At 67.1% G+C, this 26,717-nt stretch carries 15 protein-coding genes and 2 pseudogenes; 12 read left to right on the top strand and 5 right to left on the bottom strand.

Features of this window, described 5'->3' with window-relative positions:
- Nucleotides 1–75 precede the first annotated feature (75 nt).
- On the bottom strand, nt 76–1,053 hold the full coding sequence (locus tag ACFU9P_RS13650) for a LuxR C-terminal-related transcriptional regulator (protein WP_376373797.1): 978 nt from the start codon (nt 1,051–1,053) through the stop codon (nt 76–78).
- 260 nt (nt 1,054–1,313) lie between these two features.
- On the opposite strand from ACFU9P_RS13650, the gene ACFU9P_RS13645 reads away from it, so the two are divergent.
- The 6 genes and pseudogenes from ACFU9P_RS13645 (at nt 1,314) to ACFU9P_RS13620 (ending at nt 7,100) form a co-directional block, all read left to right on the top strand.
- On the top strand, nt 1,314–2,105 hold the full coding sequence (locus tag ACFU9P_RS13645; protein WP_376373795.1) for a hypothetical protein: 792 nt from the start codon (nt 1,314–1,316) through the stop codon (nt 2,103–2,105).
- The gene (locus ACFU9P_RS13640; protein ID WP_384079824.1) at nt 2,098–2,733 is read left to right on the top strand and encodes a flavodoxin family protein; all 636 of its coding nucleotides are present in this window, start codon (nt 2,098–2,100) and stop codon (nt 2,731–2,733) included. Before ACFU9P_RS13645 ends, ACFU9P_RS13640 begins: the two co-directional genes overlap by 8 nt.
- A gap of 861 nt (nt 2,734–3,594) precedes the next feature.
- Nucleotides 3,595–4,056 (top strand): hypothetical protein, encoded by a 462-nt coding sequence (locus ACFU9P_RS13635; RefSeq protein ID WP_384079821.1) that lies wholly within the window; start codon nt 3,595–3,597, stop codon nt 4,054–4,056.
- Nucleotides 3,971–4,666: pseudogene (locus tag ACFU9P_RS13630) on the top strand (caspase family protein); the annotation flags it as partial. The gene ACFU9P_RS13635 and the pseudogene ACFU9P_RS13630, both read left to right, overlap by 86 nt.
- A gap of 222 nt (nt 4,667–4,888) precedes the next feature.
- Nucleotides 4,889–5,821: pseudogene (gene cdgB / locus ACFU9P_RS13625) on the top strand (diguanylate cyclase CdgB); the annotation flags it as partial.
- A gap of 775 nt (nt 5,822–6,596) precedes the next feature.
- Complete coding sequence (locus ACFU9P_RS13620; protein WP_376373787.1) at nt 6,597–7,100, top strand: hypothetical protein; 504 nt, start codon at nt 6,597–6,599, stop codon at nt 7,098–7,100.
- Nucleotides 7,101–7,164: 64 nt separating this feature from the next.
- Here ACFU9P_RS13620 and ACFU9P_RS13615 read toward each other — a convergent pair whose 3' ends face one another.
- Nucleotides 7,165–10,305 carry a DNRLRE domain-containing protein gene (locus ACFU9P_RS13615; protein WP_384079818.1) on the bottom strand — a complete coding sequence of 1,047 codons (3,141 nt, stop codon included), beginning with the start codon at nt 10,303–10,305 and terminating at the stop codon, nt 7,165–7,167.
- A gap of 588 nt (nt 10,306–10,893) precedes the next feature.
- A complete protein-coding gene (locus ACFU9P_RS13610; RefSeq protein ID WP_376373778.1) occupies nt 10,894–11,235 on the bottom strand; it encodes a flavoprotein in 342 nt (113 codons plus the stop codon).
- Nucleotides 11,236–12,903: 1,668 nt separating this feature from the next.
- Between ACFU9P_RS13610 and ACFU9P_RS13605 the strand changes: the two genes are divergently transcribed.
- The gene (locus tag ACFU9P_RS13605; protein WP_384079815.1) at nt 12,904–18,138 is read left to right on the top strand and encodes a caspase family protein; all 5,235 of its coding nucleotides are present in this window, start codon (nt 12,904–12,906) and stop codon (nt 18,136–18,138) included.
- Nucleotides 18,135–18,995 carry a hypothetical protein gene (locus tag ACFU9P_RS13600; RefSeq protein WP_384079812.1) on the top strand — a complete coding sequence of 287 codons (861 nt, stop codon included), beginning with the start codon at nt 18,135–18,137 and terminating at the stop codon, nt 18,993–18,995. The genes ACFU9P_RS13605 and ACFU9P_RS13600 overlap by 4 nt, the downstream gene beginning before the upstream one ends.
- On the opposite strand, the gene ACFU9P_RS13595 is transcribed toward ACFU9P_RS13600, so the two are convergent.
- Nucleotides 18,988–20,148 (bottom strand): hypothetical protein, encoded by a 1,161-nt coding sequence (locus ACFU9P_RS13595; RefSeq protein ID WP_384079809.1) that lies wholly within the window; start codon nt 20,146–20,148, stop codon nt 18,988–18,990. The two genes, ACFU9P_RS13600 and ACFU9P_RS13595, sit on opposite strands and share 8 nt — an antisense overlap.
- Nucleotides 20,149–20,200: 52 nt before the next feature.
- Here ACFU9P_RS13595 and ACFU9P_RS13590 point away from each other — a divergent pair, with 52 nt between their 5' ends.
- The 4 genes from ACFU9P_RS13590 (at nt 20,201) to ACFU9P_RS13575 (ending at nt 26,176) form a co-directional block, all read left to right on the top strand.
- Nucleotides 20,201–20,668, top strand: coding sequence for a GntR family transcriptional regulator (locus tag ACFU9P_RS13590; protein ID WP_376373769.1), 468 nt, complete (start codon nt 20,201–20,203; stop codon nt 20,666–20,668).
- A gap of 4 nt (nt 20,669–20,672) precedes the next feature.
- Entirely contained in the window at nt 20,673–21,605 is a 933-nt protein-coding gene (locus tag ACFU9P_RS13585) for an ABC transporter ATP-binding protein (protein ID WP_384080069.1), read from the top strand.
- The gene (locus ACFU9P_RS13580) at nt 21,602–22,705 is read left to right on the top strand and encodes an ABC transporter permease subunit (RefSeq protein WP_384079806.1); all 1,104 of its coding nucleotides are present in this window, start codon (nt 21,602–21,604) and stop codon (nt 22,703–22,705) included. Before ACFU9P_RS13585 ends, ACFU9P_RS13580 begins: the two co-directional genes overlap by 4 nt.
- Nucleotides 22,706–22,816: 111 nt before the next feature.
- Entirely contained in the window at nt 22,817–26,176 is a 3,360-nt protein-coding gene (locus ACFU9P_RS13575) for a S8 family peptidase (RefSeq protein WP_384079803.1), read from the top strand.
- A 112-nt stretch (nt 26,177–26,288) separates the two neighbouring features.
- On the opposite strand, the gene ACFU9P_RS13570 is transcribed toward ACFU9P_RS13575, so the two are convergent.
- Nucleotides 26,289–26,474, bottom strand: coding sequence for an IS3 family transposase (locus tag ACFU9P_RS13570; protein WP_384079800.1), 186 nt, complete (start codon nt 26,472–26,474; stop codon nt 26,289–26,291).
- Nucleotides 26,475–26,717: the final 243 nt, after the last annotated feature.

Genomic DNA, 26,717 nt, shown 5'->3' with positions numbered 1-26,717 from the left:
CTGCGCGACGTGGGAGCGCGCGGACCGAGTGGACGCGCCGCGGAAGGCGGCGGGCGAGTGAAGGCGGGACATCGCCTACTCAGTGACGTCATGGTTCGCCGCGTCGTGAGGGGCGACGACCACCTGGTCGGAGAGCAGACCATGGATGGCGATGAGATAGCCGAGCTGCGCCCTGCTGACGCTGCCGAGCTGGCGCGAGATGCGGCTGATGTACTCGGCCACCGTGCGTCGGCTGATACCGAGCCCACGGGCGACCTTCTCCTCGGTGTGCCCGGCGACGAGGAAGCGGATGATGCTCTGCTCTATCTCGGAGACGACGACGCGCGGGCGGTTCTTCATGTTCGGCTCGACAGGGGTACCCCGTGCCCAGGCGTATTCGAACAAGTTGGTGAGGAACCAGACGATCGCCGGATCGCGAACCTCGAGCGCCTCGTCGGAGTAGTCCGGTTTTGTGGGAATGTAGGCCACCTCCCGGTCGCAGATGATAAGCCGGTCGAACATTTCATCCACCGTCCGAATTTCCCCGCCGGCCTCCGCGACCTTCCTGATGTATTCGACGGTCGGTGGATGCGACCACACCGAATGCTGATAGAGCGTCCGCTGGCGGATTCCCCTCGCCAGGAGATTGAGATTGCGCTGCGCCACCGATTCCAGTATTTCCGGCGGTCGGCGGCCTCCGGGCTGCGCGGTGAGCAACTCGGACCTGCAGGCAGCCACCGAGGCATCGATAGTACGGGCAATGAGTTCACCGCCGCGCAACACCGTGGAGCTGGGCAGTTCACCTTTGCGTGCCGAGGTGAATACCTCTTCCGCGGTCTGAAAGGACTCCGTCAGGTGGAGAAGGTGTTGGCGCCTGGCCGCGACCTCCTTCTCGATGGGGGCCAGGGCTCGGCCGGCGGCCACGGAGGGGGGTACGGGAATCAGGTGTCCGGCGTCGTCCGCTGCGGGTTCCAGCAGGCCGAGGGCGGTGATGCAAGGAGTCACCGAGTCCGCGGCGATCGAGCCGACCGATACCGCCTCCCGGTACTGGAGTAACCCCACCTCGCAGAGCACTGCTCCGCAATCCTCCTGATTGCATCGGTTGTGCCCCAAATGTCCTCCTGTTCGATTGTGTAATGCGTGCAGATAGTACCGCCGGGGATTGAGCCCGACAAGTCTCCCAAAAAAAATACAAAACAGTCGTTCCTGCGCATCAGGTATCTCCCCTTGATTGCTTGCCGAGCCGGGTTTCACAGGAAGAGGACATGAATATGGCCCAGAGAATTCACAGTGAAAAGTTCCGTAATGTGGTGGGTGGGCTGAGTGTGCCAGGTATGGGCACCGAAGTTGTGGGCCCGCTGCTCGCGAATCTGGTTCAACTGCTGCGACCGGAGCGCGTCCTGGAAGTGGGGATGGGGTACACCACGCCTTTCCTCGCCGGTGCCCTCGCGGATGCGGAGGACGCTGTGCGGCTCGAGTCCCGGGCGCTCGCCGCCAAGACCCGAGAACATCTCGGCCGAGGGGCGGAGCTGGACGACGCGTGGCTGCTGGCCGACCCTCCGTTGGTGTCGCCCTCGCACCACCTGGAGCCCTACCTCCCGCGCCTGGTGGCCGTGGACAATCTGTCCATCGCCGACTCCTCCGCCGACCGCGTCCAGGAGGCTCTGCGTGAGCTGGACCTCGACGCGCGGGTCACGGTCGTGAACGCCGACCTCAAGGACGCTGCCGAACGTCTCCCCGAGGACTTCTTCCCCATCGACTTCGCCTGGGTCGACGCATGGGAATGCCTCTACTTCTTCGACCGCTTCTGGGAGCTGATCAACCCGGACGGCGGACTCGTGGTCATGCACTATCTGATGACCTATCCGGAGGGTGAGGCCCTGCTGCGTTACATAGAGAAGTTCCAGCAGGCCAACCCGGGAGAACTGGAGGTGGTGAGCCTCCTGGAATCGCAGAAGCTGATGCAGAACAGCATCACCGTGCTGCGCCGCACCAGCGGGGTGCGCGACCGCCGCTACGCGGGACGGGGCGGCGAGATCCGGTACAGCGAGGAACTGCGCCAGGATGCTGAGCGCCACCTCCGCCTCGCGGCCGGCACCGGTGCCGCCGTACCGGCCCATGACTGAGGTCGGGAGGGCGACGGTGGTGGGCAGGGTTCTCGACGGGCCTCGCGCGCGCAGCTTCGCCTTCATGCTGGGCAGCCCACGCGTGGGTGGTGCCACGGAACTGCTGGCCCGACGCGCGGCCGAGGGCCTCCCCGCGGAGGCCGAACGGAGCTGGCTGCGGCTCAGCGGGCTCCATCACTCCGGAGTGGAAGGCTTCGGCCCGTCCTCCGCGGCCCTCGCGAAGGACGATCGCCTTGATGGGGAGAGGCACGAGAGGCTGCTGCTGGACGCGACGCTGGAGCACACGGACATCGTGGTCGTATCCCCGCTCTACTGGTACAGCGTCTCCGCGCAGACCAAGCTCTACCTGGACCATTGGGCAGCGTGGATGAGCCATGCCGACCTGGACTTCCGCGGTCGGATGCGCGGCAAGACCCTCTGGGCCGTCAGCACCTTCGCCCGCGGCCAGGCCGACGACGCCGAGCCCCTGGTGGGCATGCTCCGGCGTACCGCACGCTATCTGGACATGCACTGGGGAGGCGCCCTCCTGCACCAGGCACGCAGCACCGGCGAACTGCCGGACCAGAAGGCCGCGCACCACGCCGCGACCTTCTTCAGCCCCGCCCACGCGAAACCCCGATCGCACTGACCCCGAGGGCTCACGTTCCGGGTGCGGGTGCGCGTCCGATGGCAAAAGGCAGGTCGGCGGCTGTCACGGACAGGACCATGGCCGGAGCGGGGCCGACGTAAGCCCAAGACCGCCGTGCCGCGCTCCGCCGACCTCCTGATGCGGGAACTGGGCCAGCAGACATGACACCAGACGGCTACGTAGACCGAGGGGTGCCCGGAACACGAAGCTCCAGGCACCCCTCGGCGTGGGCCGGTCAGTACAGGACTTTGATGCCATCGGCGGACGCCTGACGATCGATCAGAATTGTCGGCGCACCGCCATGACAGGCCCATCCTCGACGCTTGGCGCCCGGCGTTCCTGCGACAATCGGTGCCTTATGGCATGCGGCCGCCGTGCAGGACTCTGACAAGCGAAAACCCAGTGCGGATGTCCTCCTGGCCTGCGGTCGGACAGGGCCCGTAGCGACCGCTGTTTACCCCTGGCAATGGCACGTAGTGGCATGCGGCTCCTCGTAAAACGCCGCGTGAGGCGGGCGCTTGCGAGAGGCATGCCGAGGGGGTCGGCCGGTCTTGGACTGGATGAGGATCCACCTGGGATGATGAGCACCTGCCGTAATCTGGGCAGTTGCACTGCGGGATGCTGCTGCGAACTGCGAACTCGCCTGGGTTGATGAGGAGCCCCTGGGTCGATGAGGAGCCGAGGGACCGGCGGCCGTCCGGATCCTCCACGGTGGTCGTCATCAGCCCTGGAGGGCTCGCAACGGTGTCAGACCGCCAGTTGATGCGCGCTCTTCGTAATTCCCGTTGCCTATTCCCGTTCCCTTGATCACCGGAATGTCGTGCTCCGTGCCATGGGCCCTAAGCTGTCCCACCCGCCCTCGTGGGCGGGTGGGAAACGAAGGGGGCGTGGGTGAGACTGCGCGTCGGCTTGGGCGACGACGATACGGCAGAGGGCGAGCTGCGGTCATTGCACGCGTGGCTGCTTGCGGAGCCTGCGGCCCGTCGCCACGCGCGACCCGTACTCGACACGGCACGGTCGCCCCGGGCGGGAGCCCAGGGCGATGTGATCGACCTGATCTCGCTAGTGGTGAGTAGCGGCTTCAGCGCCGCCTCGCTCGCGCTGTCCCTGGCCTCTTGGCGCGCGACACGGCCAGGGCAGCCAGTCGTCACGGTGGAACGCCCCGACGGCGCCAGGGTCACTATCTCCGACTCCTCGCCCGATGAGACGCGGCGCCTGCTGGAGTCCCTGACTGACGGTGGGACCGACAGTCGAGGCGACCGGACCGGCAGTCGCGAGGACTGGACCGACGGGCAAGAGGACGGGCGTGGCGAACCCACCTGACCCCGCGACCTCGCGCGCGGTGCTCATAGGGGTCGGCGCTTTCGAGACGCTCGATGATCTGCCCGCTGTCGCGAGCGGGGTGAAGACCCTCGCGGATCTCTTCGCACAGCAGAACATCTGGGGACTTCCCCCGGAGAACTGCCATGTGGTGCTCGATCCACAGACACCGCGTCAGCTCTCCAAGTCCGTGGCGGAGGCGGCGGAAGCCGCCGAGGACACCCTGCTGGTGTACTACGCGGGGCACGGGCTGATCGAACCGAGGACGGGCCAACTGCACCTGGCCGTCGGGGACAGCGACCGGATGTCCGTGCACGACACGGCCGTCCCGCACGAGTGGATCCGCCGGTCGATCGAGCACAGCCCCGCCGCCCGGCGGATCCTCATCGCCGACTGCTGCTACAGCGCGCGCACCTTCGGCGCCCAGTCCGCCGGCGCCGAACTGGAGGTCGAGGGCACCTATCTGCTCGCTGCCGCCGCCGAGAACGCGGTCGCGGTGTCCCCACCCGGCGAGCGGTTCACCGCGTTCACAGGCGAACTGATCAGACTCATCAAGGACGGTGTCCTGGAGGGCGATGAATTCCTCGATCTGGACACGATCTACCAGCGGCTGCGGGTGGAACTCGGCCTGAAGGCCCTGCCAGAGCCGCACCGGCTTTGCCGTGACAGCCTGGGCAAAGCGCCCTTCCTCCGCAACACGGCTTTTGTGCCCGTGGCCGCGACCTCGCAGCGTGGCTGGGACGACTGGACCGCGGCACAGGCGACCGCCGGGGACTACGGCGAGTCGACCGTCACCGAGACGGAACCGTACGTCCGGCTCGCCAGCCTCCGGAGCCTGCTCGACCAGCTCATCAGCTACGTGTCGCCCGCGCGGAGCCTCGCCGACACCCTGCAGTCCGTCGCCGACGGCGTCGTCGCGGGACTCGGCTACGAACTCGCCGCCGTCAATCTGGTACGTCCGGACGGCGACCTCGTGGTAGCCGCCTTCTCCGGCGACCCTGCCGCCGATTCTCTGATCACCGGCAGAGTGGGCTCGCGAGCCTCCTGGAACCGGCGCCTCACCATGGGTGAGGAATGGGGCTCCCTCCGTTTCATTCCGCACACCGAGGGCTGGGTGCTCAACAACGACGACGTACCGCAGTGGTACACCGAGGGCCCCGCACCCCAGTTCGAGGACGAATGGCACCCCGCGGACCGGCTGTTCGCACCGATGTACCTGCCGAGAGAGGTTGAGGGGGAACTCCTCGGCGTCATATCGGTCGACCGGCCGCGCAACGGGCGGCGCCCCGGCGCATGGGGCCGGGAGGCACTTCAGGTTTACGCGGCCCACGCCGCGGTCGCCATCAGCAACGCCCGGCTGCGTGGGAACATGCAGCGGGCCCTGGTGCGCCTGGAGCGGGAGCAGCAGGCTCTGCGGGCCAGTGAGGAGTCGTTCCGGCAGGCGTTCGAGTACGCGCCGAGCGGCATGGCCGTCGCCGAGATGGGGGGCGCTCAGCACGGCCGGATCGTGCGGGCCAATGACGCGCTGTGCCGGCTGCTCGGCCGGCCCGCGTCCGCGCTGCGCCGGTACTCGTTCTCCGATCTCGTGCACCCCGAGGACATCGGGACCCTGCTGCGCACCTCGGCCGAGGGCGGCCGCGCCGAGTTGCGCCTCAAGCGGCGCGACGGCTCGTTCGTCCGGGCGTCCATGCGTAACTCCGTTGTCGCGGACACCGTGGACGGGCCCCGCTATCTGCTAACCCACGTCGAGGACATCGAGGATCGCAGGGCTCCGGGCGGCACCAGGGCAGCCTCGTAGAAGGAGCCAGCAGAACGTTCCTGACGCGGCGGCAAATGATCATGCAGTAGACCAGTTTGAGTAGTGCTTCAAGGATGTCATCGCGTCCCTCCCCGCGGGTCCGGAGGCGTCGGAAACCATGGATCCAGATGCTCGTTCGCTCTCTCACCCAATGGATGGCTCCGAGCCCGGAGCCGCCTGATACAGGAACCGACCCCGTAGACCGACGAGCACTATCGCCTCGGAACTGCCCGCCGTCGTCATCAGCCGGCGGCTTGGATTCCAGCAGTCGACCGGTGACAACCCACCCGCGAAAGCCCAGGATTCGGTACTGAACAGGCCCCAGAAATAGGTCGCCGCCTGTAGGGAGCCTTTGTCGACGTGGGCGCGGGCGCACCAAGGTGCCGACGGTCTGTCCGGGTGCCCTCCGTGACCGTCGCCTCAAGCGGTGACACAAGAGCACGCTCGCCAAGGCCCGCCGCCTCGGCGAGCAGGTCATGACCACCCTGAAGTTCTGGCCCCCTGCGGAAGCTTCGCTGCAGCACTAACCGCATCACCGCGATCGTCCTGGCCCCCTTTCCTCCTTCGCCTCGCGTCGTCGTGAGGTTGCAAAAAGATCAGCGTCTGCTTCCGCCCGAGACCGAGAGGCCAGTGACCTCACTTATTCTTGCCGAGATCCGTCGAGGCAGCCGAGAGATGCGGGTGCTTTAATGTTCGGGTATCCATGCTTACTTGTGACTTGGCTTTCGATGTGAGAGGGCGCCCCTTGAGTAGACTGCTGGACACATATGAAACCGTGGTCAGCCCAAGTTACCGCCTGTTTGGGTTGGTTGATACAACTGTCGATACCTATGGGCCAGATGCGGATGATGCGCATTGGCTGATCTCCGCCCCCGGCCTGGTTTATTTGCAGGTGCCGTCCCAGGTTATTAATTTAGCCGTTCGGCTGGAGAGCTGGTCCACTCTCCCTCCGGAAAAGGATGCCCATTGGTTCGGCCGGGAAGAGGTGGAGGTGGAACTTCCCGGGGGTGACCTTGGAATTCATGCCATCGACGGCGGGGTGCAACGGGTCCCCCTGATCCTGCCCTCGCCCGGCCTGTACAAGATGCGTTGGCAGTGGATGTTCAACGGCGCGAGGGGTCCTTTCACCTCTCCACTGTCGTGGCGCACCTTGCAAATTCCGCCGGGGCAGGAAGAAGAGTTGGGCGGTAAAGATCAATACTGCCTCGTACAGATTTGGCGGATAGCCGCCGATGTCAAAGCTGGGTGAAAAGGATGCGAGGCCGGCATGATGAGCCGGCCCCGCAGCTTGACTACTTCCGGTTGTTTCCTGGTTAGTCGCCGATGACGAGTATGAAGGGGTCGTGGTTCAGGATCCGATCGTTGTTGTACCAGGCTCCGAGGCGGCGCCCGGCTTCTTGGTTCTCAACCGGATCGATGTAGCGAACGGAGAATTCGTCGGTGTACTGAGCTCCTTCATAATCCGCGCGCGCTGCTCCCTCATAGGTAGAGGCCATGGGGAACTCGTCGCAGTCGAGCGCCTCGCCCTCGCCGGGACGACCCGGCATCGCGGGGCTGTTGCAGGTGGAAGTGACAACGCTGCGATTGGCCGTGTTGCGAGTCAACTCAAGCGCCCCGGCCGCTGGTACGAGGCGGTGCATCGGCCGCAATGCTTCTCCGCCGGGCAGGTTCTTGTCGGCCTTTATCGGGAAGGTGCTGCCCGGGTTCTCGAGGGCGTCGCCGACGTGGTCGGCCACCGCAGCCACTCCCAGGTACGGCTCTCCAGGAGCAGCGGGATCGCTCGTGTCGCTTCTGTCGTAGCGGAAGGCGGGTGTGGCGTCGGGAAATACGGAACCCAGTTGGGCGCGCTGGTTGTAGGCAGCGCTGTCGAAACGAACCTCCCCCTCCTCGCCTTCGGCGGGGAGGACCTGACCATAGCCGGGGACCGTGAACTTGAGGACCGGGGTGAACAATCCCGTAGCGATCTGATCACCATTGGTGACATCGGGGAGCTTCGGAGCCGACGACCACAGGTCGAATTTTGTGTCGCCGTCAGACTTCCACTGGCTGGGTGAATCGCTACGGCCGGGGTGGAGCCCGGTGTAGCAAGCCTCCTCCTCCTTGGCTTCCGGCGGGGCTCCGGCGTCCCAACTTCCCTCGCACTCCAAGGAGGCGTCCAGCTTGGCGCCGACCTTATTGAAGTCTCCGCTGGAGATGAAGACATCCACGTTGAAGTCGAATTCAACGTACCGGGTGAACGGGCCGCTGTCGAGGCCGCCTATTTTGCCCTGCCCGATAAGGGTATTCCGCGATATGAAGGTGCCTTGCAGATAGCATCCTGGCGGCCACAGTCCACACTTGATGGCCGGCATTACCGTCAAGGTCTCCTGGCAGTAGGAGAAACGGTTCTTTATATATCCGGCCCTGTTGTCCGAATCGTCAGCGTCGACACATTCGTCGACGTCGGCGATATACTCATACTTATCGAAGCCCGAAGTCTCGGGATTGCGACCGCGGGGGAACCTCGTGCTGGGAATGGTATAGGTGCGTTCCCAGACGGCCCGTGTTTCGGTAGCTTCCCGGGCGGAGGGGCCACCACGCGGCTGCACGCCGAGTGCTTCCAAGTTGCCGTCCCTGTTCAGGACTTCCTCCACCCTGGCGGGGTCGGCGATCAGCTCGGGGTCGTTGATGGTGTAGGAATCGCCTGGCTGAAGGGTGGTGGGCACGCCGGCGGCTGCGGTCTCTACGACGAACGTGCGCCACGGGGACCAGTTGAGGTTGTAGTGGGTGCCGTCGTAGGCGTTGGTACGGAACTTGTACATCTTGCCGTCCACGAGCTGCCCGTCCGGGACCTGCACTGTCGCCCACTCGCCGGGGGTGACGTAGTCGGAGACGAGCAGCCCCTCGCCGGCCGGTGTGGTGATCGGCGTGTTGGTCTCCGCGTCGTAGACCTGGAAGGTGCCGCTCACCAGGTCGCCGTCCGCGTCCTCGAACTTGTCCCTCAGCGTCGGTGTGAGGGTGTTGACACCCCATACATCGTTGTAGGACCGGAACGGCGGGCCTGCTTGCTGGGCCGTGCCGTCCAGCGGCCGGTAGTTGTAGGTGACGCTGAGTTTGGGCTGGTTGGACGCGTTGTTCGCGGAGTTGACACGCTTCCAGGCCAGGGTGCTGTCGTTGGCCGCGCGCAGGCCCATGTGCCCGCGGGTCGCCTTGGCAGAGGCCCAGGTCTGCACCAGCGCGTCGACATCGGCGTTGATCCAACCGTCGGGCTGGGTGCTCGTGCAGCCTGGGTTGCCGGCCGTCTGGGTGGACGAGTGGTACTGGGTCCACGTCGGCTGGTTCGTCCACCGTGACGAGGTCGACGGCGCGCTGGTGTTCCCGACGGTCCAGCCCTGTGCGGAGCAGTCGGTGTTCCCTGAGTGGAAGTTCCACAGCGCCAGGTTCGTGTCGACGATCAACGCGTCCTGGAACGCGGTGGTGTTCCACGTGATGAAGGACCTCGCCGTGCGGGGTGTCCCGTCGGGGTTGGTGGTGCCGGGGTTGCCGAAGTCAAGTTCGACATCGGCGGACCAGTCGACGGTCTCGCCCTGCTGCACGTAGGTGTCGAAAGTGTTCGCGAGCGCGGAGGTGGAGGGGTCCACCGTGACGGGATACTGCGTCGACGGGTCGGCGAGGAAGCCCGGGTCGGGGGTGACGACGAGGTCGATCTCCCCGTGCCCCTTGTCGAGGACCTCCATGTCGACGCGGGCCCGGTGCGTGTGTTCACCGGACCGGTCGTCAGTGGCGGCGTCCCACATCACCGGGGCGGGCATCGTGGCCCGGACATCGCCGGTCTCGGCGTCGGTGAACGTGACCGAGCCGTCCTTGTTCGCCTTCGCCTTCATACCTTCTGCCTGCAGCGGCAGGGTGTACGCGAACTCAGTGGCGGCAGGCTTCTCGGAGATCTCGACGAACTGCTCGAAGCCCGTACGGGTCGCCTCCACGATCACGTCGGCGCCCGGGACAGCGTCGTGGTAGCGGGCGCGGGTCCCGTCGAGTTCGGGTTCTGGCAATGCACCCTTCCACTGGAGGGTCACGCTCCCGTCGCCGCTTCCCAGCGTGACCAGGTCCCGCGCCGACGAGTTCTGCGCGGCTTTGAGTGACGTCGCCTTGGTGCCCCCCTTGCCGGCCAGGCGCAGCCCGTGGGGGTGTTCCTTCGAACGGACAGTGCCGTCCGTGTTCTTGATGAGGGTGACGTCGACCTTCCGCCACTTGCCGGCCCGCCACACACGCTCGGGCCCGGAGGTGAGCTCAGTGGTCAGCGTTCCGTCCGCGTTGGCGACGGTGTAGGAGGTCGCGGTGGTCTCGTCCGTGGCGACCACCTTCTCTCCGGTCTTCTTGGCCTCGGAAATCGCCCAGCCTTTGGACCCCTTGGGAGGCTTCGAGGCCTTGGCCGGTTCGGAGGATGAGCTTTTGGCCGCCGAGAAATCCTCCACCGCAGACGGGGTGGCGGCGCTTGCCGTCCCCGCCGCGAGCGCGACTTCCGCGACCAGCAGTAAGGCGGCCCCGACCGCGAGCCGAGCTCTCGTTCTTCCGTGCGAGCGGCCTATTCGTGAGTGCATGAACCACACACCCTTTCTTGATTGACAAGGTGTATGGGAACTGTAGGTGTGAAAAAGTGACCATTGGGCTCGACGGTAGAAGATCGACTGGAATCAACTTTGCCGGAGCATGGGAGAGTTGCGGCCTGGGGGCGGGCGTCCGTCTGTAAACGTTGCATCAATCACGCCGCAGTGTGGTGAGCGTGGCCGAATGTCGATGTGGTTGCCGGTTGGCGCGTCGCACAAGACTTCGGCGTAGTCGGCTACCGCCCAACCACTTCGACATCGTCGGACTCTGATTGGCCTCGCCGAGATCGCAGCCTTATGCTGTCGGCGACCTCGGGGACACCCCACAGCCGGAGGGTGCGACGACCGCGTGTGGTACGGGGGCCATAAGGTGGAGCTGCGGGGCGATGTCCACGCAGATCGCCTGACGGAGCCGGGTGTCGGCGGGTGCCGTTTCCTCTGCGGGGAGGGTTGCCTTTACCGCTGCCACCGCCTCTGCCGAACTACGGCATTGAGGGGCCCGAATGGGGTGTACCGCTGGGTGCGGTGGTCCGTCTGTGCGGTTCCTGCGCTGTGCCGCTTGACCATCTCCGGCATGGCAGCAACCTTCGAACATCGGCCTCTCGCAGCGCGGCGATATGGCGCCGCCACGCGGGGTGGCATACATGAGCTGCGTTCACCCTTGGAAAGACGACGACCGGTAGTCCCAGAGTGCCTGATAGCTTCCCAAACCTGTGTCAGCGCCCGGTTGTCGGCGATACCCGGCGCGAGTTCGGCCACCGTATTCGCGCTGGCGGGGGCGACCGCGTAGCAGTCCACGGTCGGGTGCGGCCCTTGCCCCGCCGGGCAGCCGTGGTTCGTCTCGTACCGGCAGGCCGGTCAGCTTCTCCAGCCGGTCGACCTCACCGTTCATCCGCAGCCACCTACCGGCCGTCGGGGTGAGCGTCACGGCGACCTGCCACCCACGCGCCATAGCCGGTTCCACCAGCCCGGTGCGCAACGCTTCGACTCCGCCGGCACTCGTGCCCACGACCCCGAGGACTCCGCGCTTCGCGGTGTTCACTCCGCCGCCCTGCATCGTTGAGAGGTGCGGTGGGAGACGCCGCGCTCCGGGGGATGTGGTCCACATTGATCTGACCGTGGTCCACGACAAACGAGATGTTGTCGAGGTCCAGCCGCGCCGACAGCCAGTGCAGCAGGACATTCGTCGGTCCGAAGCTCGTCTGCCAGCGGTTCTCGTCGGACTCCTTGATCTTGGCGAGCGCGGTGGCGGCGAGGTGGTGCACCCGGGCGGAAACGGCCCAGCAGTCCCGGCGTTCCGCAGCGGCGCGGGCGGCGCGGTCCTTAAGCTCCTGGGGGTCTGAAGAAGGCCGGGGAGCCCGGACAGTACCTGCTGCGTGTAGCCACGGCGTCTGCGGTGGAAGGCGATCCGCTCACCGATGCTCAGGTGATCTCCGAGACCACGCATACGTGCTGCCTACCGTGATACAGAGGCGTTCCCCACGATAGCGACGCGGCAACGTGACGGACGAGGCCGGAGCTTCGGACGATCCGTGCGATGCACGAACTCAACGTGGGAGCAGTGGTGCGCGGGGGCTGACCGGCACTGCGAGAGCGTCACCCGGTCGAGGCGTGCGTGTGTGACGCGGGTCATGCGAAAACGATCTCGCCATTCGGGATGCTCATTGAGCATGCGGCGAAGGGCTTGGGGCGGCCGTCCGGGCGGACGTTTCGGCCCCTCAAGTGGCGCGTGAGAGCATGAGAGGTTTAGACAACGACAAAGCCCCGGGCCGCTGGCCTGGGGCTTTCATGCGGAGCGGGTGACGAGAATCGAACTCGCGCTCTGAGCTTGGGAATCAACGGAAGCACCACAGTGCTTTGACCAGTGATTACTTGGGCCTGTGAGTTGTGCTTGAGCCGGTTGAATTGCCCGCTTCTTACCCTGGTGTACCGCCCCGAAGGGCTGGAGTGGGGGCTGGCCTGTGGCGGAGCGACTACGAAGACGACTCGGGTGACCTTGGCGTACGCGATGAGGGACTTCGTGCCGATAGCCAGAGGGGTGTGTGCGCATGGGAAGGATTCGGAGACCCGTCCGCTCGCACGCACCAGCACGCTTTCCAGATGCCAGTCCGAGGGTTCAGGGGCGGGTGAGGGCGTCCTGATCTGCGGTGGAGCAGTCTGTCCAGCGCCGTCCGGACGCCGCCGAACAGCGTTGAAGGCAAACAGAACTGCAACCAGGAAGAAGAGAGCCGCCCCAGTCCAGAGCTGACAGTGCATCGTGGTCGACGCCCCCCAAACTCGCAGAGGCCGTCCGGCCGAAGGATCTGGGGCCCGTGGGGAGTTGGCCTGCACGGCCGCTCCGTATGGAGGTCGTTCGGGTGCGTAGAGCCGAGACGTCTCGCCAATCTTCGGCTCGCAGGGTGCGGTAAGTGATCGTGTCGCTACAGTTTTCGCAGGTTCGGCGATATCTAGCGGTAGGGCGGTCGAGTGGGTCGGCGATTTTTCATAGCGCTGGGGAGTGGCCGGTACCGTCATCTTCCTGAGGACGAACAACTGCGATCCGTGCCCACCGACGTTCGCGCGACGACAGAGCTCCTCGCCGGCTTTGGGTACGAGTCAGTGCTGTCAGGGCTCGGGGAGTACGACGGGGCTGAGCAGATCCGCCAGAAGCTGTCGCACTGGTCGGAGGACACCGCTCTGACCAGTGATGACGTGGTTGTTGTGTACTTTGCGGGCCACGGCTCGGTGGAGGAGCGCGATCGGCACTATCTGCTCTGCTGGGATTCGCGCGGCGAGGACCTCGCGACCACAGCGCTGGCCACCGAAGACTTGGTACGCATCCTGTGCAGGGGTAATCTCCGTCATCTTCTGCTGATTCTCGACACGTGTGCCGGCAGCGCGGGCGCCGCGGAAGCGTCTGCGGTCGCGCTGCGAACGATCGCGTACCGCAACGCGCACGCCGATTCGACGGGGCTGTGGTTCCTCGCCTCCGCCCGTCGCAAGGACATCGCCGAGGACGGTGCATTCGTGGCTGCCTTGGGCGAGGCGGTGGAGACGACGACGGGGCGTACTGGTCAGCGGCAGCAGTATCTCGACCTCACCGAACTGGTGAAGGCGGTCAACGAACGCTTCGAGGGCGACGGACGCGGTCAGCGAGCCGAGTTGACCAGTGGTCTCGTCACAGGACTGGCCCCCTTCCTGCCGAACATCGGATACCAGGAAGAACTGCCACCCCTCGGTACCGACCTCGAAGTGCAGCGCCGGGTGGTCGCGCGGGACCTCACCGAGCACTTCGGACCACGCTCGCGCGGTGTGGAGTTCGAGTCGGAGCAGGGCCTGTACTTCAGCGGACGGGTGCGTGTGTTGTCCGAGCTGGTGGCCTGGCTGACCGCAGAGGTCGGGGACGGCCGGGGGCGGGTGGTTACCGGCAGTCCGGGCTGTGGTAAGTCCGCGGTTCTCGGCAGGATCGTCGCGTTGTCGGACAGTCGGTATCGCTCGCGACTCGACCTCGGGGGTGTCGACCCTGGGACTGTAGTGCCGGCGGGATGCGTAACAGCGGCTGTGCATGCCCGTCACAAGCGGCTGGAAGAGGTTGTGGAACGGCTCGCCACCGCCCTCGACGTGGAGGCTGACGGTGCCGCCGCGCTGCTCCAGGAGCTCACCAGGCGAGGCCGCCAGGGACCGCCGCTGATTATTGTCGTGGACGCCGTGGATGAGGCTGGGTCGGACACCGCGGCGGACGCGGGTGGCCATGGCGAGCCGCGCAGAATCACTCGGGAACTGCTGCGTCCCATGTCGGAGATCCAGGGGGTACGACTTCTCGTGGGGACTCGCCACGAACTGGTCGCGCCTCTCGGCCCCACCTTCACCTGTATGGACCTGGACCGGCCCGAATACCGTGCTGGCGAGGCCGATGTGGCCGGATATGTCACCCGGGTACTTCTCGCTACGGAGGAGTCCGACGTACGCACTCCGTACCGTGGCCGGCGAGATCTCGCCAGGGCTGTCGCGAAGGGCGTTGCTGAGAAGGCCGCTGGTGTCTATCTCTACGCGAGGACGACTGCACGTACCCTGCGGTCGGACCGGACCCCGGTGGACATCGGCCTCCCCGGCTGGGCGGAGGCATTACCGAGTGAGATCGGCGAGGCGTTCGACGACTACCTGGCCCGCTTCGGCCCGGACGAACCACGTGTGCGCCGTATGCTGCTCGCCCTCGCGTTTTCCGAGGGCAAGGGGCTTCCCCGGGGTCTGGTCTGGACGGCGCTCAGCTCGGTGATCTCGGGGATTCCTTGCACTGAGGAGGATGTCTCCTGGGTTCTTGATGTCGCCGAGGCGTACATCGCCGAAGTCATCGACGACGACCGGCGTTCCGCCTATCGGCTCTACCACAAGGCGCTGGCCGAGCACTTGCGCGCGACCGCTGACCGTCCGCCGGAAGAGATCCAGAGGTCGGTTGTCGAAGCGCTCAACTCCCTTGTCCCGGAATCGTCGGACGGACGCCCCGACTGGTTCGTGGCTGTTCCGTACGTGCGTCAGCACATGGCCACACACGCGGCGGCGGCGGGCGTGCTTGCCGACCTCGTGGAAGATCCGGGCTTCTTGCTCGCCGCCGAACGCCTTGCTCTGCTGGGGGCGTTCGCGTCGATCGAGGGCGAGGGGCCGAGACGGATCCGGAGCTCGTACGAGCAGGTCGCACACCGGCTGACAAGCGACCGTGCGATGGGGGAGCGGGCTGCCGATCTGCAACTGTCGGCCCGCCGGTGCGAGGCTGATCAACTGGCCGACCGCATCGGCGAACTGGGCGTCTCACTTCCATGGTCCGCACGCTGGGCATGGTGGTCGACCAGCGGCGTGCACAGGCTGCTCAACGGCCACAGCAAGGTAGTTGGCTGCGTGGCGGTCGGGAGTCTTGACGGGCGTCCCATCGCGGTGACGGGAAGCGCGGACGGGACAGCTCTGGTGTGGGACCTCACCTCACAGCGTCAGATCGGCGATCCGCTGTCCGTGGGCATCGCGGTGAGCGCCATCGCTATCGGGGATCTGGGCGACTACACCGTCGCCCTCACTGGTGCGCAGGACGGTACGGTGAGGATCTGGGACCTGTCTGCGGGCCAGGAGTACGGCCGAGCGCTGATGGGCCACACGAACCGGGTCGAGAGCATCGTGGTAGGAGCTGTCCACGGGCGCCCGGTGGTGCTGACGGCGAGCGCGGACGGTACGGCACGGGTCTGGGATCTCGTCAGCAGGCAGCAACTCGGCTGCGATCTGAGCGCGCACAAGCGGACGGTACGGGACGCTGATCTGGGCGAGCTCGATGGACGTCCCATCGCGGTCACCGGCGGTGATGACAAGGCCGTCTATATTTGGGACCTGAGCGAGCTTTTCGACCGTGGTGACGCGCGCATCGACGGCAGTCCGCTCATCGGCCCGGCGCAAGCGGTCACGGCCGTGTGCGTAACGCGACTTGACGGCAGGACCGTGGTACTCGTCGGAGACGGAGCGGGAATGCTCAGCCGATGGGACCTGGCCGATCGCCGGCAGATCGGCGAACCGGTCACGGCCCATGTCTACTGGGCCGGTAGCGGAGTCGCCTCCGCCATGATTGGAGAGTCCGACGGTCGTCCGGTGGCGCTGAGCAGTGGACGTCACGAAGCCCGTCTGTGGGATTTACGTACCCTGCAGCCGCTCGGACATCCGCTGCGCGGTCACGTTGAGCGCATCACCGCGGCAGCTCTCACCAACCGGGGAGACGCTTCTCTGGCGGTCACGGTCAGCGACGATCGCACCGCGCGCATATGGGATTTGACGGCAGATCAACCAGACGAGGGCCACACGCGCCCGGTGTGTTCCATGGCGTTCTGCGATATCCAAGGTCGCCCGATGGTCGTCACCGGTGGAAGGGACGCCACTGCCCGACTGTGGGACCTACGGACCCGTACGTTGATCGGTAGTCCTATGGAGGGGCATTCCGGCGAGGTGTCCGCTGTGGCCTTTGGCGCTATAGGGGGGCGGGCGGTAGTCGCGACGGGTGGGTCCGACACCACGCTCCGGCTCTGGGACCCCTTTCGGGGGGCTGCCCTGGGCCCGCCTCTAATGGGACATACCAACGCGGTTCGCTGTGCCGTGTTTGGGGAGTTGGACGGTGTGCCGGTCGTCGTCAGTGGTGGTGAGGACGGCACGGTTCGGATCTGGGACGCCGTCTCCGGAGATGCGGTGGGCTCCCCATTGGTCGGGCACACTGGAGGCATCTCCCACCTTGCCGTACGCCGTGCGGGCCGGGGAATGGAGATCGTCCTCGCGACCTCGTCGGATCACGCATACGTATGGCAAGTGACCGGCCGTGGAGCCCGCTGGCCGACCGGACCCTATGCGCATTTCAACGTGGAAGACCTCGCCCCCTCCGCTTTGGCCGTTGGCGTGGCATTTCATGGGACACGACCGGTGGTGCTGTCCATGCTTGAGGGCAACAACGTTCATGTGCACGACGTCGCGAACCGCTCAGCCGTCGGTGGTCCGTTTCTCGGGCACACCGGGTACGTGATGGTGGGAACCCTTGGTCGGTTTGGCAGGAACACGGTCGTGGCGACCATGGCCTCCGACAACACCGTCCGAATCTGGGATCTGGAGACAGCCGCACCAATGGGATCGCCGTTGGAAGGCTTCACCGGGGGCCCGCGGGGGCTACTCGCGGCGCCGTTGTTCGCTCAGGTCGACGGGGCGCCGGTGATGCTGATCGCCACCTCACGTGATGTGCGGATCTGGGATGCGGTCGCCATGCGTCCTTTCGGAGAGCCGCTCTGCGGCGAGGACCGGAGCCTGGTGTCGGTCGACATCCTTCGGCCGTCAGAAGGCAGTTCGATTGTCGTCACAGGAGCTACCAACGGCGTCGTACGAACACATGATCTCGACAACGGACGCCAGGTGGCGGCCCACCTCACTTCGGCGGCGCAGCAGATCACTGACTCGACGACCGTTCGTCTGAACGGCGACAGCGTGGTGGTGCGCAGTAGCTGGTGGGAGGCGGAGGTGTGGAGTCTCGGGTCCCGAAGGCGTCTCGGCAAACGTTCGGGTACTTCCTGGCGGACTTGCCTACAGATGATGGACGGCAGTGCCGTCGTGGTATCGGTCGCGGGTGACTACGCGCTCCATGCCTGGGATCTGCACACACAGGCCCCCGTATGTCCCCCGATGACCGGCCACACCGCCGATGTGATGACGGTACGGTCGGCAGTGGTCGGCGGCACCCCGGTCGTGGCGAGTGCCTCCCGTGACGGGACAGTACGGCTGTGGGATATAGGCGAGGGCAGCCCGTTCGCTGCGCCTCTGGGCGGTCATGAGATGGGTGCGTTCGGTCTGGAGATTGCGCACTTGGACGGCCGGGACGTCATCATCTCCGGAGCGGGCGACGGACGCCTACGGTTCTGGGACATAGCTGAAGAGCAAGACGCCGGACTGGAACTCGCGCCCTTCCCCTCGGCGGTCCGGGCGATCCGCGCCGCAGACGTTGATGGCACACTCACCACGGTCGCGGCCGATCGCTACGGACTGATGCGCGTCTGGGAGATGAACTCCCCCTCATGGACGGCCGAACTCGACATCGGCAGCGGCATCAACGGCATCGCACTCGATAGTGACGGGCGGGTGTGCGCGGCGACCGACATGGGAGTGGTAGCGCTCCGCCTCAACTCCTCGCGACTCACGAAGGAGCGGGGTGTCCTGTGACCCGTATCGTCCTCGTCCACGGCATCGCGCAGGAGGTCAAAGGCCCCGGGACGCTGCTCGCCGACTGGTATCCGGCCCTGAGCGACGGCCTTGCTCTGGCGGCCGGCATGCGTGTGGCGCGCGACGACGTCTCCATGGCTTTCTACGGTGACCTCTTCCGGCCCGCGGGCCACCGTGGACTCGGAGCCCCGGAGCTGGACGCTTCCGACGTTAAAGACGGCCTTGAGCGCGAACTGCTGCTTCAGTGGTGGGAATTCGCGTCAGAGTGGGACACACGTGTCGCGGGTCCGGCCGCGCAGGCTCGGCTGCGTACCCCCCACCTTGTTCAGCGGGCCCTGGACGCACTCAGTCATTCGTCCTTCTTTGCCGGGCTCAGCGAACGCATGATGATTGCCAGTGTCCGACAGGTACGCCGCTATTTCACCGAGCCCGATGTGCGTGCCGGCATCCGGGACAGGATCGCCCGGTGCGTGACTCGTGAGACCGAGGTCATCGTCGCTCACTCGCTCGGGACGGTCGCCGCGTACGAGACGTTGCACGCCCTTCCTGACTGCCCGGATCTGACGCTGGTGACGTTGGGCTCACCCCTGGCCGTACGCAACCTCATCTTCGAACGCCTCATGCCCCGACCGGTCAACGGCCATGCCCGCTGGCCTGCTCCAGTGAAGCGCTGGACCAACATCGCTGACGCGGGTGACGTTGTCGCGCTCGCAAAAGAATTGGCGCCATCGTTCGGTGATCGTATCCGTGACCTTCTGGTTTACAACGGCACCAAGGCTCACGACGTGCGCCCGTACCTTACGGCTCGTGAGACCGGCCAGGCCATTGCCGAGGCACTGCGCTCAGGCGCTAAGTGAGGGAAATAACGTTGTAGGGCTCCACCGCGTGTGGTGGGGCCCTACAACGTATTGCGCGGTGAGAGCAATGGCGGAGGATACGAGATTCGAACTTGTGAGGGGTCGCCCCCCACGCGCTTTCCAACCGTGTTGGTGCAGTGCTGGGGTGCGTACGGGGGCGTTCACCTGGGTTTAGGACCGCGTTCTGTTTGAGGGCCGTACTCCACTTCGTGCGCGCATCGGCGCGGTCCTTGCGCCACGCGGTCACCCACAGGCGTAAACGCGCTACCTCCGCCGCTTGGCGTGCGCGCTGGTTCGAGGGCTGATCGGCGACGAGAATGAGGCCGGCCACGAAGGCTGTGGTCAGAAAGACCAGCAGCGCCCAATTGATAAGCCACCCAGCGGTGAAGACGACATCGATGGTGATCCACGCGGGTATCGCGAGCAACGAGCCGGTGAAGAGCCGTAGCGGCCGGTCGAAAACCAACTGGGCCCAGGCGGCTTCGTATTCAGCCTCGACCTGTTCGGCTGTTCGAGCGGCGCGACGGTAGGCGACGTACAGCGTGCGGGTGAAGTCGAACGCTTCCGCAATGAACTCCGGCTCGTATGCCGCTGCTCGCACGGCGTCTCGTGCAACTGGCTCCCGTGCCCCATAGTGCTTGCTGATCTCTGGCGCTGCCATGCGGGCGCGCACTGCGACGCTCGGCGATGGAGCCCGAGGAGCGCGAGCAGGTCGAGGAGGCGACTGGTGAGCGCCCAGGTAGGGGGCCTGCCGGTCCAGCCGCGACGCCGGAAGGGGCGACCCGGCGACGTGCACTTCCTGACCGTGTGCGCGCGTGACCTTGGTGGTCTTCCTGGAGACGTGGCGGACGGCGTCGCGGAGTCCGGTGACGGTGGCCGCCTCCGATGCGGTGTCCGGCGCGGTGCCCTGGTCGTCGTTGTGGCCCTCGTCGCGTCGGCCACTGCTGCCCCCGCTGGCGGTGGAGTCCTCCCATGGGTTGTCGTTCTGCCCGCTTCCGCTTCCGCATGCGCCGAGCCCGGCCATGAGGGCCATCGTCAGACCGGCCACCATCAGGCGTCTCTTGCTGGACGTGCCTTGTTCCCTGTCCGCTGATGTCCCAAAAAAGACGGTCGGCGTACCTCCCACCCGCTTCTCCTCGTCCCCGGTCGGCATTGACAACCGCCCTCGCACCCCTCCACCATCATTCCACTAATCAAGTAGTGGAATGATGGTGGTGATCGTGGAGTACCGCATCGACAGGCGGAGCGGGGTCCCCGCCTTTCAGCAGATCGTGCAGCAGACCAAGCAGGCCCTCCGGCTGGGCGTACTCGTGCCGGGTGACCGGCTGCCCACCGCCAAGGAGGTCGCCGAGACCAGCACGGTCAACCCGAACACCACCCTCAAGGCGTACCGCGAGCTGGAGCGCGAGGGCCTGGTCGAACCGCGACCGGGCCTGGGCACCTTCGTACGCCGCACGCTGGGCCGCCCCGAGACGGGCACCGACTCGCCGCTGTACGCGGAGCTGGTGGCGTGGATGTCGAAGGCGGCCGGGGCCGGTCTGGAGCAGGAGGACGTGGCCGCGCTGGTCACGTCGGCGATGGAGAAGCAGTACGCCGCCGGGAACGTGGCGGCAACGGGGTCCACGACAACGGGGTCCACGGGGTCCACGACAACTAGGAGCACAGGTGAGTGAAGGTATGTACGCGGGGGAACCGGCGATCGAGGCGTACGGGCTGGGGATGCGCTACCGGCGGGGCTGGGCGTTGCGGGACTGCTCCTTCCGGCTCCCGGCGGGACGGATCTGCGGCCTGGTGGGACCCAACGGGGCGGGCAAGACCACGCTGCTGAGCATCGCGGCCCATGTCCTGCAGCCGACGAACGGCTCGATCAGCCTGTTCGGTGAGGCTCCGGGCTCGGTGGAGTCCGCTCGGCGCACAGCGTTCCTCGCCCAGGAGAAGCCCCTGTTCCGCCGCTTCACCGTGGCGGAGACCCTGCGTCTGGGCCGGGAGCTGAACCCCGGCTGGGACCAGCGCGCCGCCGAGGACATCATCCGCGCGGGCAACGTGCCCTTCGACGCGAAGATCAGCACCCTCTCCGGAGGCCAGCGCACCCGCGTCGCCCTCGCCCTCGCCTTCGGAAAGCGCCCCGACCTGCTGATACTCGACGAGCCGATGTCGGACCTCGACCCGGTCGTGCGCCACGAGATCATGGGCACCCTCCTCGCCGAGGCCGCCGAGCGCGGAACCACCGTGCTGATGTCCACCCACGTCCTCGCCGAACTGGACAACGTGTGCGACTACCTCGTCGTCGTCTCCGGCGGCGGAGTGCGCCTCGCCGGTGACGTGGACGAGCTGATGTCCGTGCACACCCTGGTCACGGGCGCCAAGGAGGGCGACGGCATGCCTCCCGCCCTCGGGCACCACACCCTCGTCGAGTCCCGGACCAGCGGACGGCAGTTCACCGCGCTCATCCGCCCCGAGGGCCCGGTCACCGGCCCCTGGGACATAAACGCCCCGAACATGGAGGAACTCCTGCTCGCCTATCTCCGCTCGCCCGACGCACCACCGCTGATCACCCCCACCGCCCAGGTCCACGGCCAGGGGTTCGGCACCGGGGCGGTGGCGGCATGAGCACCTTCACCCGCAGCTCGACCAGCACCTCGACCAGCACCTCGACCGGCACCTCGACCGGCTCCACGAGCGACGGCAAGAACGGGATCATGAACGGGACCACCGACGGGACCTTGAACGCGACCACCACGGAGGCCAACCGGCGCCCCCGACTCAGCGGTATGACCTGGCTGGTCTGGCGCCAGCACCGGGCCGCGTTCTGGACGATCCTCGCCGCCACCGCGCTCGCCGTGGCCTGGATCGTCTACCAGTGCGGCCAGCTGGTCGACTTCCTCGACGGCTACGGCTATCCCGGCAAGAGCCTCGACGAGGCGGGCGGCACGTTCACGCAGTACGGTGACGCATTCTCCTTCGTCTCCATCGGTCTCCAGGCGATACCCGTCCTGCTCGGTGTCTTCCTCGGCGCCCCGCTCATCGCGGGCGACCTGGAGAACGGCACCGCCAAGCTGGTCGCCGCCCAGTCCGGGAGCCGGACCCGCTGGCTCGCCACGAAGCTGGCGCTGGCCGGACTGGTGGTCGTGGTGAGCACGGGCGTGTTGTCGGCGGTGTTCGGCTGGTGGTGGAACCCCGTCAAGTCCGAGGCCCTGGCCATGGAGTGGACCTCGGGCGAGGCGTTCAACACGACGGGCCCGGTGCCTGTCGCCCTCACCCTCCTCTCCGTCTTCGGCGGGGTGGCGATCGGTGTGGTGCTGCGGCGCACGCTGACGGCCATGGTGGTCACCTTCGGTTTCACCGTCGTCCTCCAGCTCGTCTGGGGCTACTTCATGCTGTCGCTCGGCAACGTCGTCACGGTCACGACGAACAAGGGTGTTACGGACGAGAACGCGTTCCCGTCGCTCCCCCGCGGCGCCTACGAAGTCGACCAGTCGTATGTCACCGGCAGCGGGGATCTGCTGGGCTGGGGCACCTGTTCGGGGTCGGAGACCGACGCGGCACGGCAGGTGTGCCTGGACAAGGCCGATGTCGTGGGCTGGTCGACGCAGTACCTCCCGCTGTCGCAGATGAACGCCATGCAGTGGTTCGGGGCGTCGATCCTGTTCGCCCTGACCGCCGGTGTCGTGGCGTTCCTCTTCCTCTGGGGCCGTAAGCGGCTCGTCTGAGTCCGTAACCCCGCGCCCCTTCGCGAAGGGGCGCCTCTTTCCCCTCTGTTTCTTTGTCCCGTCCGCCGGGCTGCTCCGCCATGCCCGAAAGTCCGGAGAGAAAGGCATGCCTTGAATCACCGTAAGAGGCGAGCGAGTGAGGCTTCCGCTCTCGCCGCGCTCGTCGTCGCCGCCCTTACCTCGGCCCTGCTCGGTGCCCCGGAATCCGGGGCCGCACAGTTCGACAGCGGTACGGCAGGTACGGCCCGGGCCCTCGGCAAGGCCAGGACAGTCACCCTCGTCACCGGTGACCGGGTCACGCTGGACGCCACCGGACACGTCACCGGTGTGCGTGCCGGCAAGGGTCGGGAAGGCACCACCTTCCGAATAGCGCGGAGCGCCGACGGCACCTACGTCGTCCCGCGTGACGCCGAGCGGCTCCTCGCGAACGGCACCGCCGACCGGCGGCTGTTCGACGTGACGCAGCTGGTCGAGTGGGGTTACGACGACGCGGCCCGCCCCGACCTCCCGCTGATCGTGACGTACGCCAAGGGCCGCACCCTCGCGCCGAGCGCGCTGTCCGCCGCCGGAGCCCGGGTCGGCCGGGACCTGCCCAGCGTCAACGGAGACGCGCTGAAGGCCCGTAAGTCCGAGGGCGCCGACCTGTGGGAGACGCTCACCGGCAGCGGGGGGACGGCGCGGGAGAGGTCGGCCGCCGCCGACCGGGTCGAGAAGATCTGGCTCGACGGGAAGGTCGAGGCGGCCCTCGACCGGAGCACCGCGCAGATCGGCGCCCCCGGGGCCCGGGCGGCGGGGTACGACGGCACGGGCGTCAAGGTCGCCGTGCTGGACACCGGAGTTGACGGCACGCACCCGGATCTGAAGGGCCGTATCGACGCGGCGAAGAACTTCTCCGCGGCAGCGGACACGGTCGACCGGGTGGGTCACGGCACGCATGTGGCGTCCACGGTCGCGGGGTCCGGCGCGCACTCCGGGGGCAAGTACAAGGGGGTCGCGCCGGGCGCCCGGCTGATCAGCGGCAAGGTGCTCGACGACGGCGGCTCCGGCGAGGAGTCCGCGGTCATCGCCGGCGCGCAGTGGGCCGTCGCGCAGGGTGCCGAGGTGGTCAACCTCAGCCTGGGCGGCCCCGACAGCCCCGGTGACGACCCCGTCGAGCAGGCGGTGAACGAGCTGTCCGCCTCCTCGGGCGCCCTCTTCGTGATCGCCGCCGGCAACGAGGGCCCGAGCGCCGGAACCGTCGGATCGCCGGGCAGCGCCGCCGCCGCGCTCACCGTGGGCGCGGTGGACCGTGCCGACGCGATGGCCGAGTTCTCCAGCCGCGGCCCGACAGCGGACGGTTCCCTCAAGCCCGACCTCACCGCCCCCGGCGTCGACATCGTCGCCGCGAAGGCCGCCGAGGGCACGGAGGGCGACCCGGCCGCCGACGGCTACGTGTCGATGAGCGGTACGTCGATGGCGACCCCGCATGTCGCGGGCGCCGCCGCGATCCTCGCCCAGCGTCACCCCGACTGGACCGGTGAGCGCCTCAAGGCCGCACTCACCGCATCCGCCAAGCCCACCTTCGGCGTCTCGGCGTTCGCGCAGGGTACGGGCCGTACGGACCTCACCCGCGCCCTCGGCCAGCAGCTCACCACCAGCCCGGCCACCCTCGGCTTCCCCACCCAGCAGTGGCCGCACACCGACGACCAGCCGGTCACCAAGACCGTCACCTACCGCAACGACGGCGACCGCCCCCGCACCCTCGACCTGGCCACCGAGGTGTACGGCGAGGACGGAAAGCCCGCCGCCGAGGGCATGTTCGAGGTCTCGCCGAAGCGGCTCACCGTCCCGGCGGGCGGCACCGCGACCGCCCAGGTCACCGCCGACGGCGGCGCGGGCACGGCCGACGGCGCCTTCGGCGGCTCGGTCATCGCGACGGACGGCGCCGGCATCACCGTACGGACCGGTGTCGGCGTACAGCGCGAAGCCGAGTCGTACGACCTGACCGTCAGGCATCTCGACCTCAAGGGAAAGCCCGCCGGGCGGTCCGAGACCGGGGTACAGGGGCTGGACAACGAAATCTGGAACGACTACTCGGACGACACGGACGGTGAGTTCACCGTGCGGCTGCCCAGGGGCCGTTACAGCCTCGAAGGCCGTATCGAGACGGGCGCGACCCCGGACGCCGGGGGCCTGGCCCTCCTCCTCAACCCCAAGTTCTCGCTCACCCGTGACACCACCGTTGTCATGGACGCCCGCAAGGCCGAACCGGTCCGGATCACGGTGCCGGACGCCAAGGCCAAGCACACCGACGCCACCTTGAACTACGGGTTCGACATCGACGGGAACCAGAGCGTCACCACGTACGAGGTGGGCAGCTTCGGCAAGCTGCGCGTCGGGCAGTTGGGCGCCCGGCTGCCCGCCCGCGAGGCGTTCGCGCAGTACAACGGCACCTGGACGCGCGGGAGTACGAGCTACCGCCCGGCGATGAACCGTACCGGCGATCTGGCCGGCTTCACCGCGAACCTGAAGCGCTCGCAGTTCGCCAAGGTCACCATCCCCGTCGGTGAGCCCGCCAAGGACAAGGAGGGGTCGCTCGTCGCCGCGCCCCTCACGCCGGGGGGCGGATTCTGGGCCGACTTCAACCCGACCGAGTTCTCCCTGCCCGCCACCCTCACCGACTACGTTCTGCCGGGCGTGCGGTGGCAGTACTCCGTGTGGCAGACGAGTGGCACGGACGCGGACGGCGAAACCGTGCACGACGCCGGCCAGTGGACCGTGAACCCCCGGGCGTACAGCGCGGGCAAGCAGTACACCGAGCGCTTCAACACCGGCGTCTTCGGCCCGCATCTCACGGGCCCGCTGACCGGCAACGAGGACCGTCCGGGCGCGGTCCGCGTCGGTGACACCCTCACGGCGTACCTTCCGCTCTTCTCCGACGGCGCCGGGCACGTGGGCGACTCCCGTTACAGCAAGGCCAGGAGCACCCTCTACGCGGGCGGCACGAAGATCTTCGCCGCGAACACGGACCTGGCCGGCGTCTCGTACGAACTCCCCGCCGCCAAGCGCACGTACCGCCTGACGACGGACGTCTCCCGCCCCGCCTCCCTCTCGTCGGTCTCCACCCGGGTCACCGCCGAGTGGACCTTCACCTCCGCGCACGTCACCGGTGCCGAGCGGCGGCTGCCGCTGTCAGTGGTCCGCTTCACGCCCCGGCTGTCCACGGAGAGCACGGCCAAGGCGGGTACGCGTTTCTCTGTCCCGTTCACGGTCGAGGGCGCGGCCACCGCGCGCACCGCCCGCAAGTTGGCCTTCTCCGTCTCGTACGACGACGGCCGGACCTGGCACCCGGCGAAGGCGGTCGACGGCAAGCGCCTCGACCTGCGCCACCCGGCGAAGGCGGGCACGGTGTCTCTGCGCGTGACGCTCACGGACGCGGCCGGCAACACCCTGAAGCAGACGATCCACCGGGCCTACCGGGCCGTCAAGTAGGCATCCGTACACGTGTGTTGGCTGGACGCCCGGGTCGGCTTCGGTCGGCTCGGGCGCTCTTGCTGTGAACGGGACCCGCTGACCGTCAATCCCCTCGCGCTGTGGAGATCTTTCAAGCGGCCAACTCCACGGCGGAGTCGGCCTGATGGTCTCGTTCGAAGTTGGTCGGGCTCCGGTATCCGCACACACTGTGTAGCCGGCGGGTGTTGTAGAAGCCGGTGATCCAGGTGGCGATCTTCAGCCGTGCCTCGGTGCGGGTGGTGAAGGTGTGCCGGTGGACGTACTCCACCTTGAGCACCGGACGGATGGTGCCCGTAGTAACGGCTGTTTACCCCTACGAATGGCACGCAGCACCCGTAGAGGCTCCACGTGGGGCGGTCTCTGTCGAGAGGAATACCGAGGCCTGGATCTCACCCGCTGGCCGGCATCCGACAGTGCGACGAGGGGGCGCGACCCCCAAGTCTCGGCCCCCCCTCTGGGTGTGCTTACGACCACACTTTTCCCAGCGAGCCGTGCCATCGCGGAAATCCCGCCGGGCCCC

It is taken from the genome of Streptomyces sp. NPDC057617 (genome assembly GCF_042800555.1).
Taxonomy (GTDB): domain Bacteria; phylum Actinomycetota; class Actinomycetes; order Streptomycetales; family Streptomycetaceae; genus Streptomyces.
This window is presented reverse-complemented; position numbering and strand designations above follow the sequence as displayed.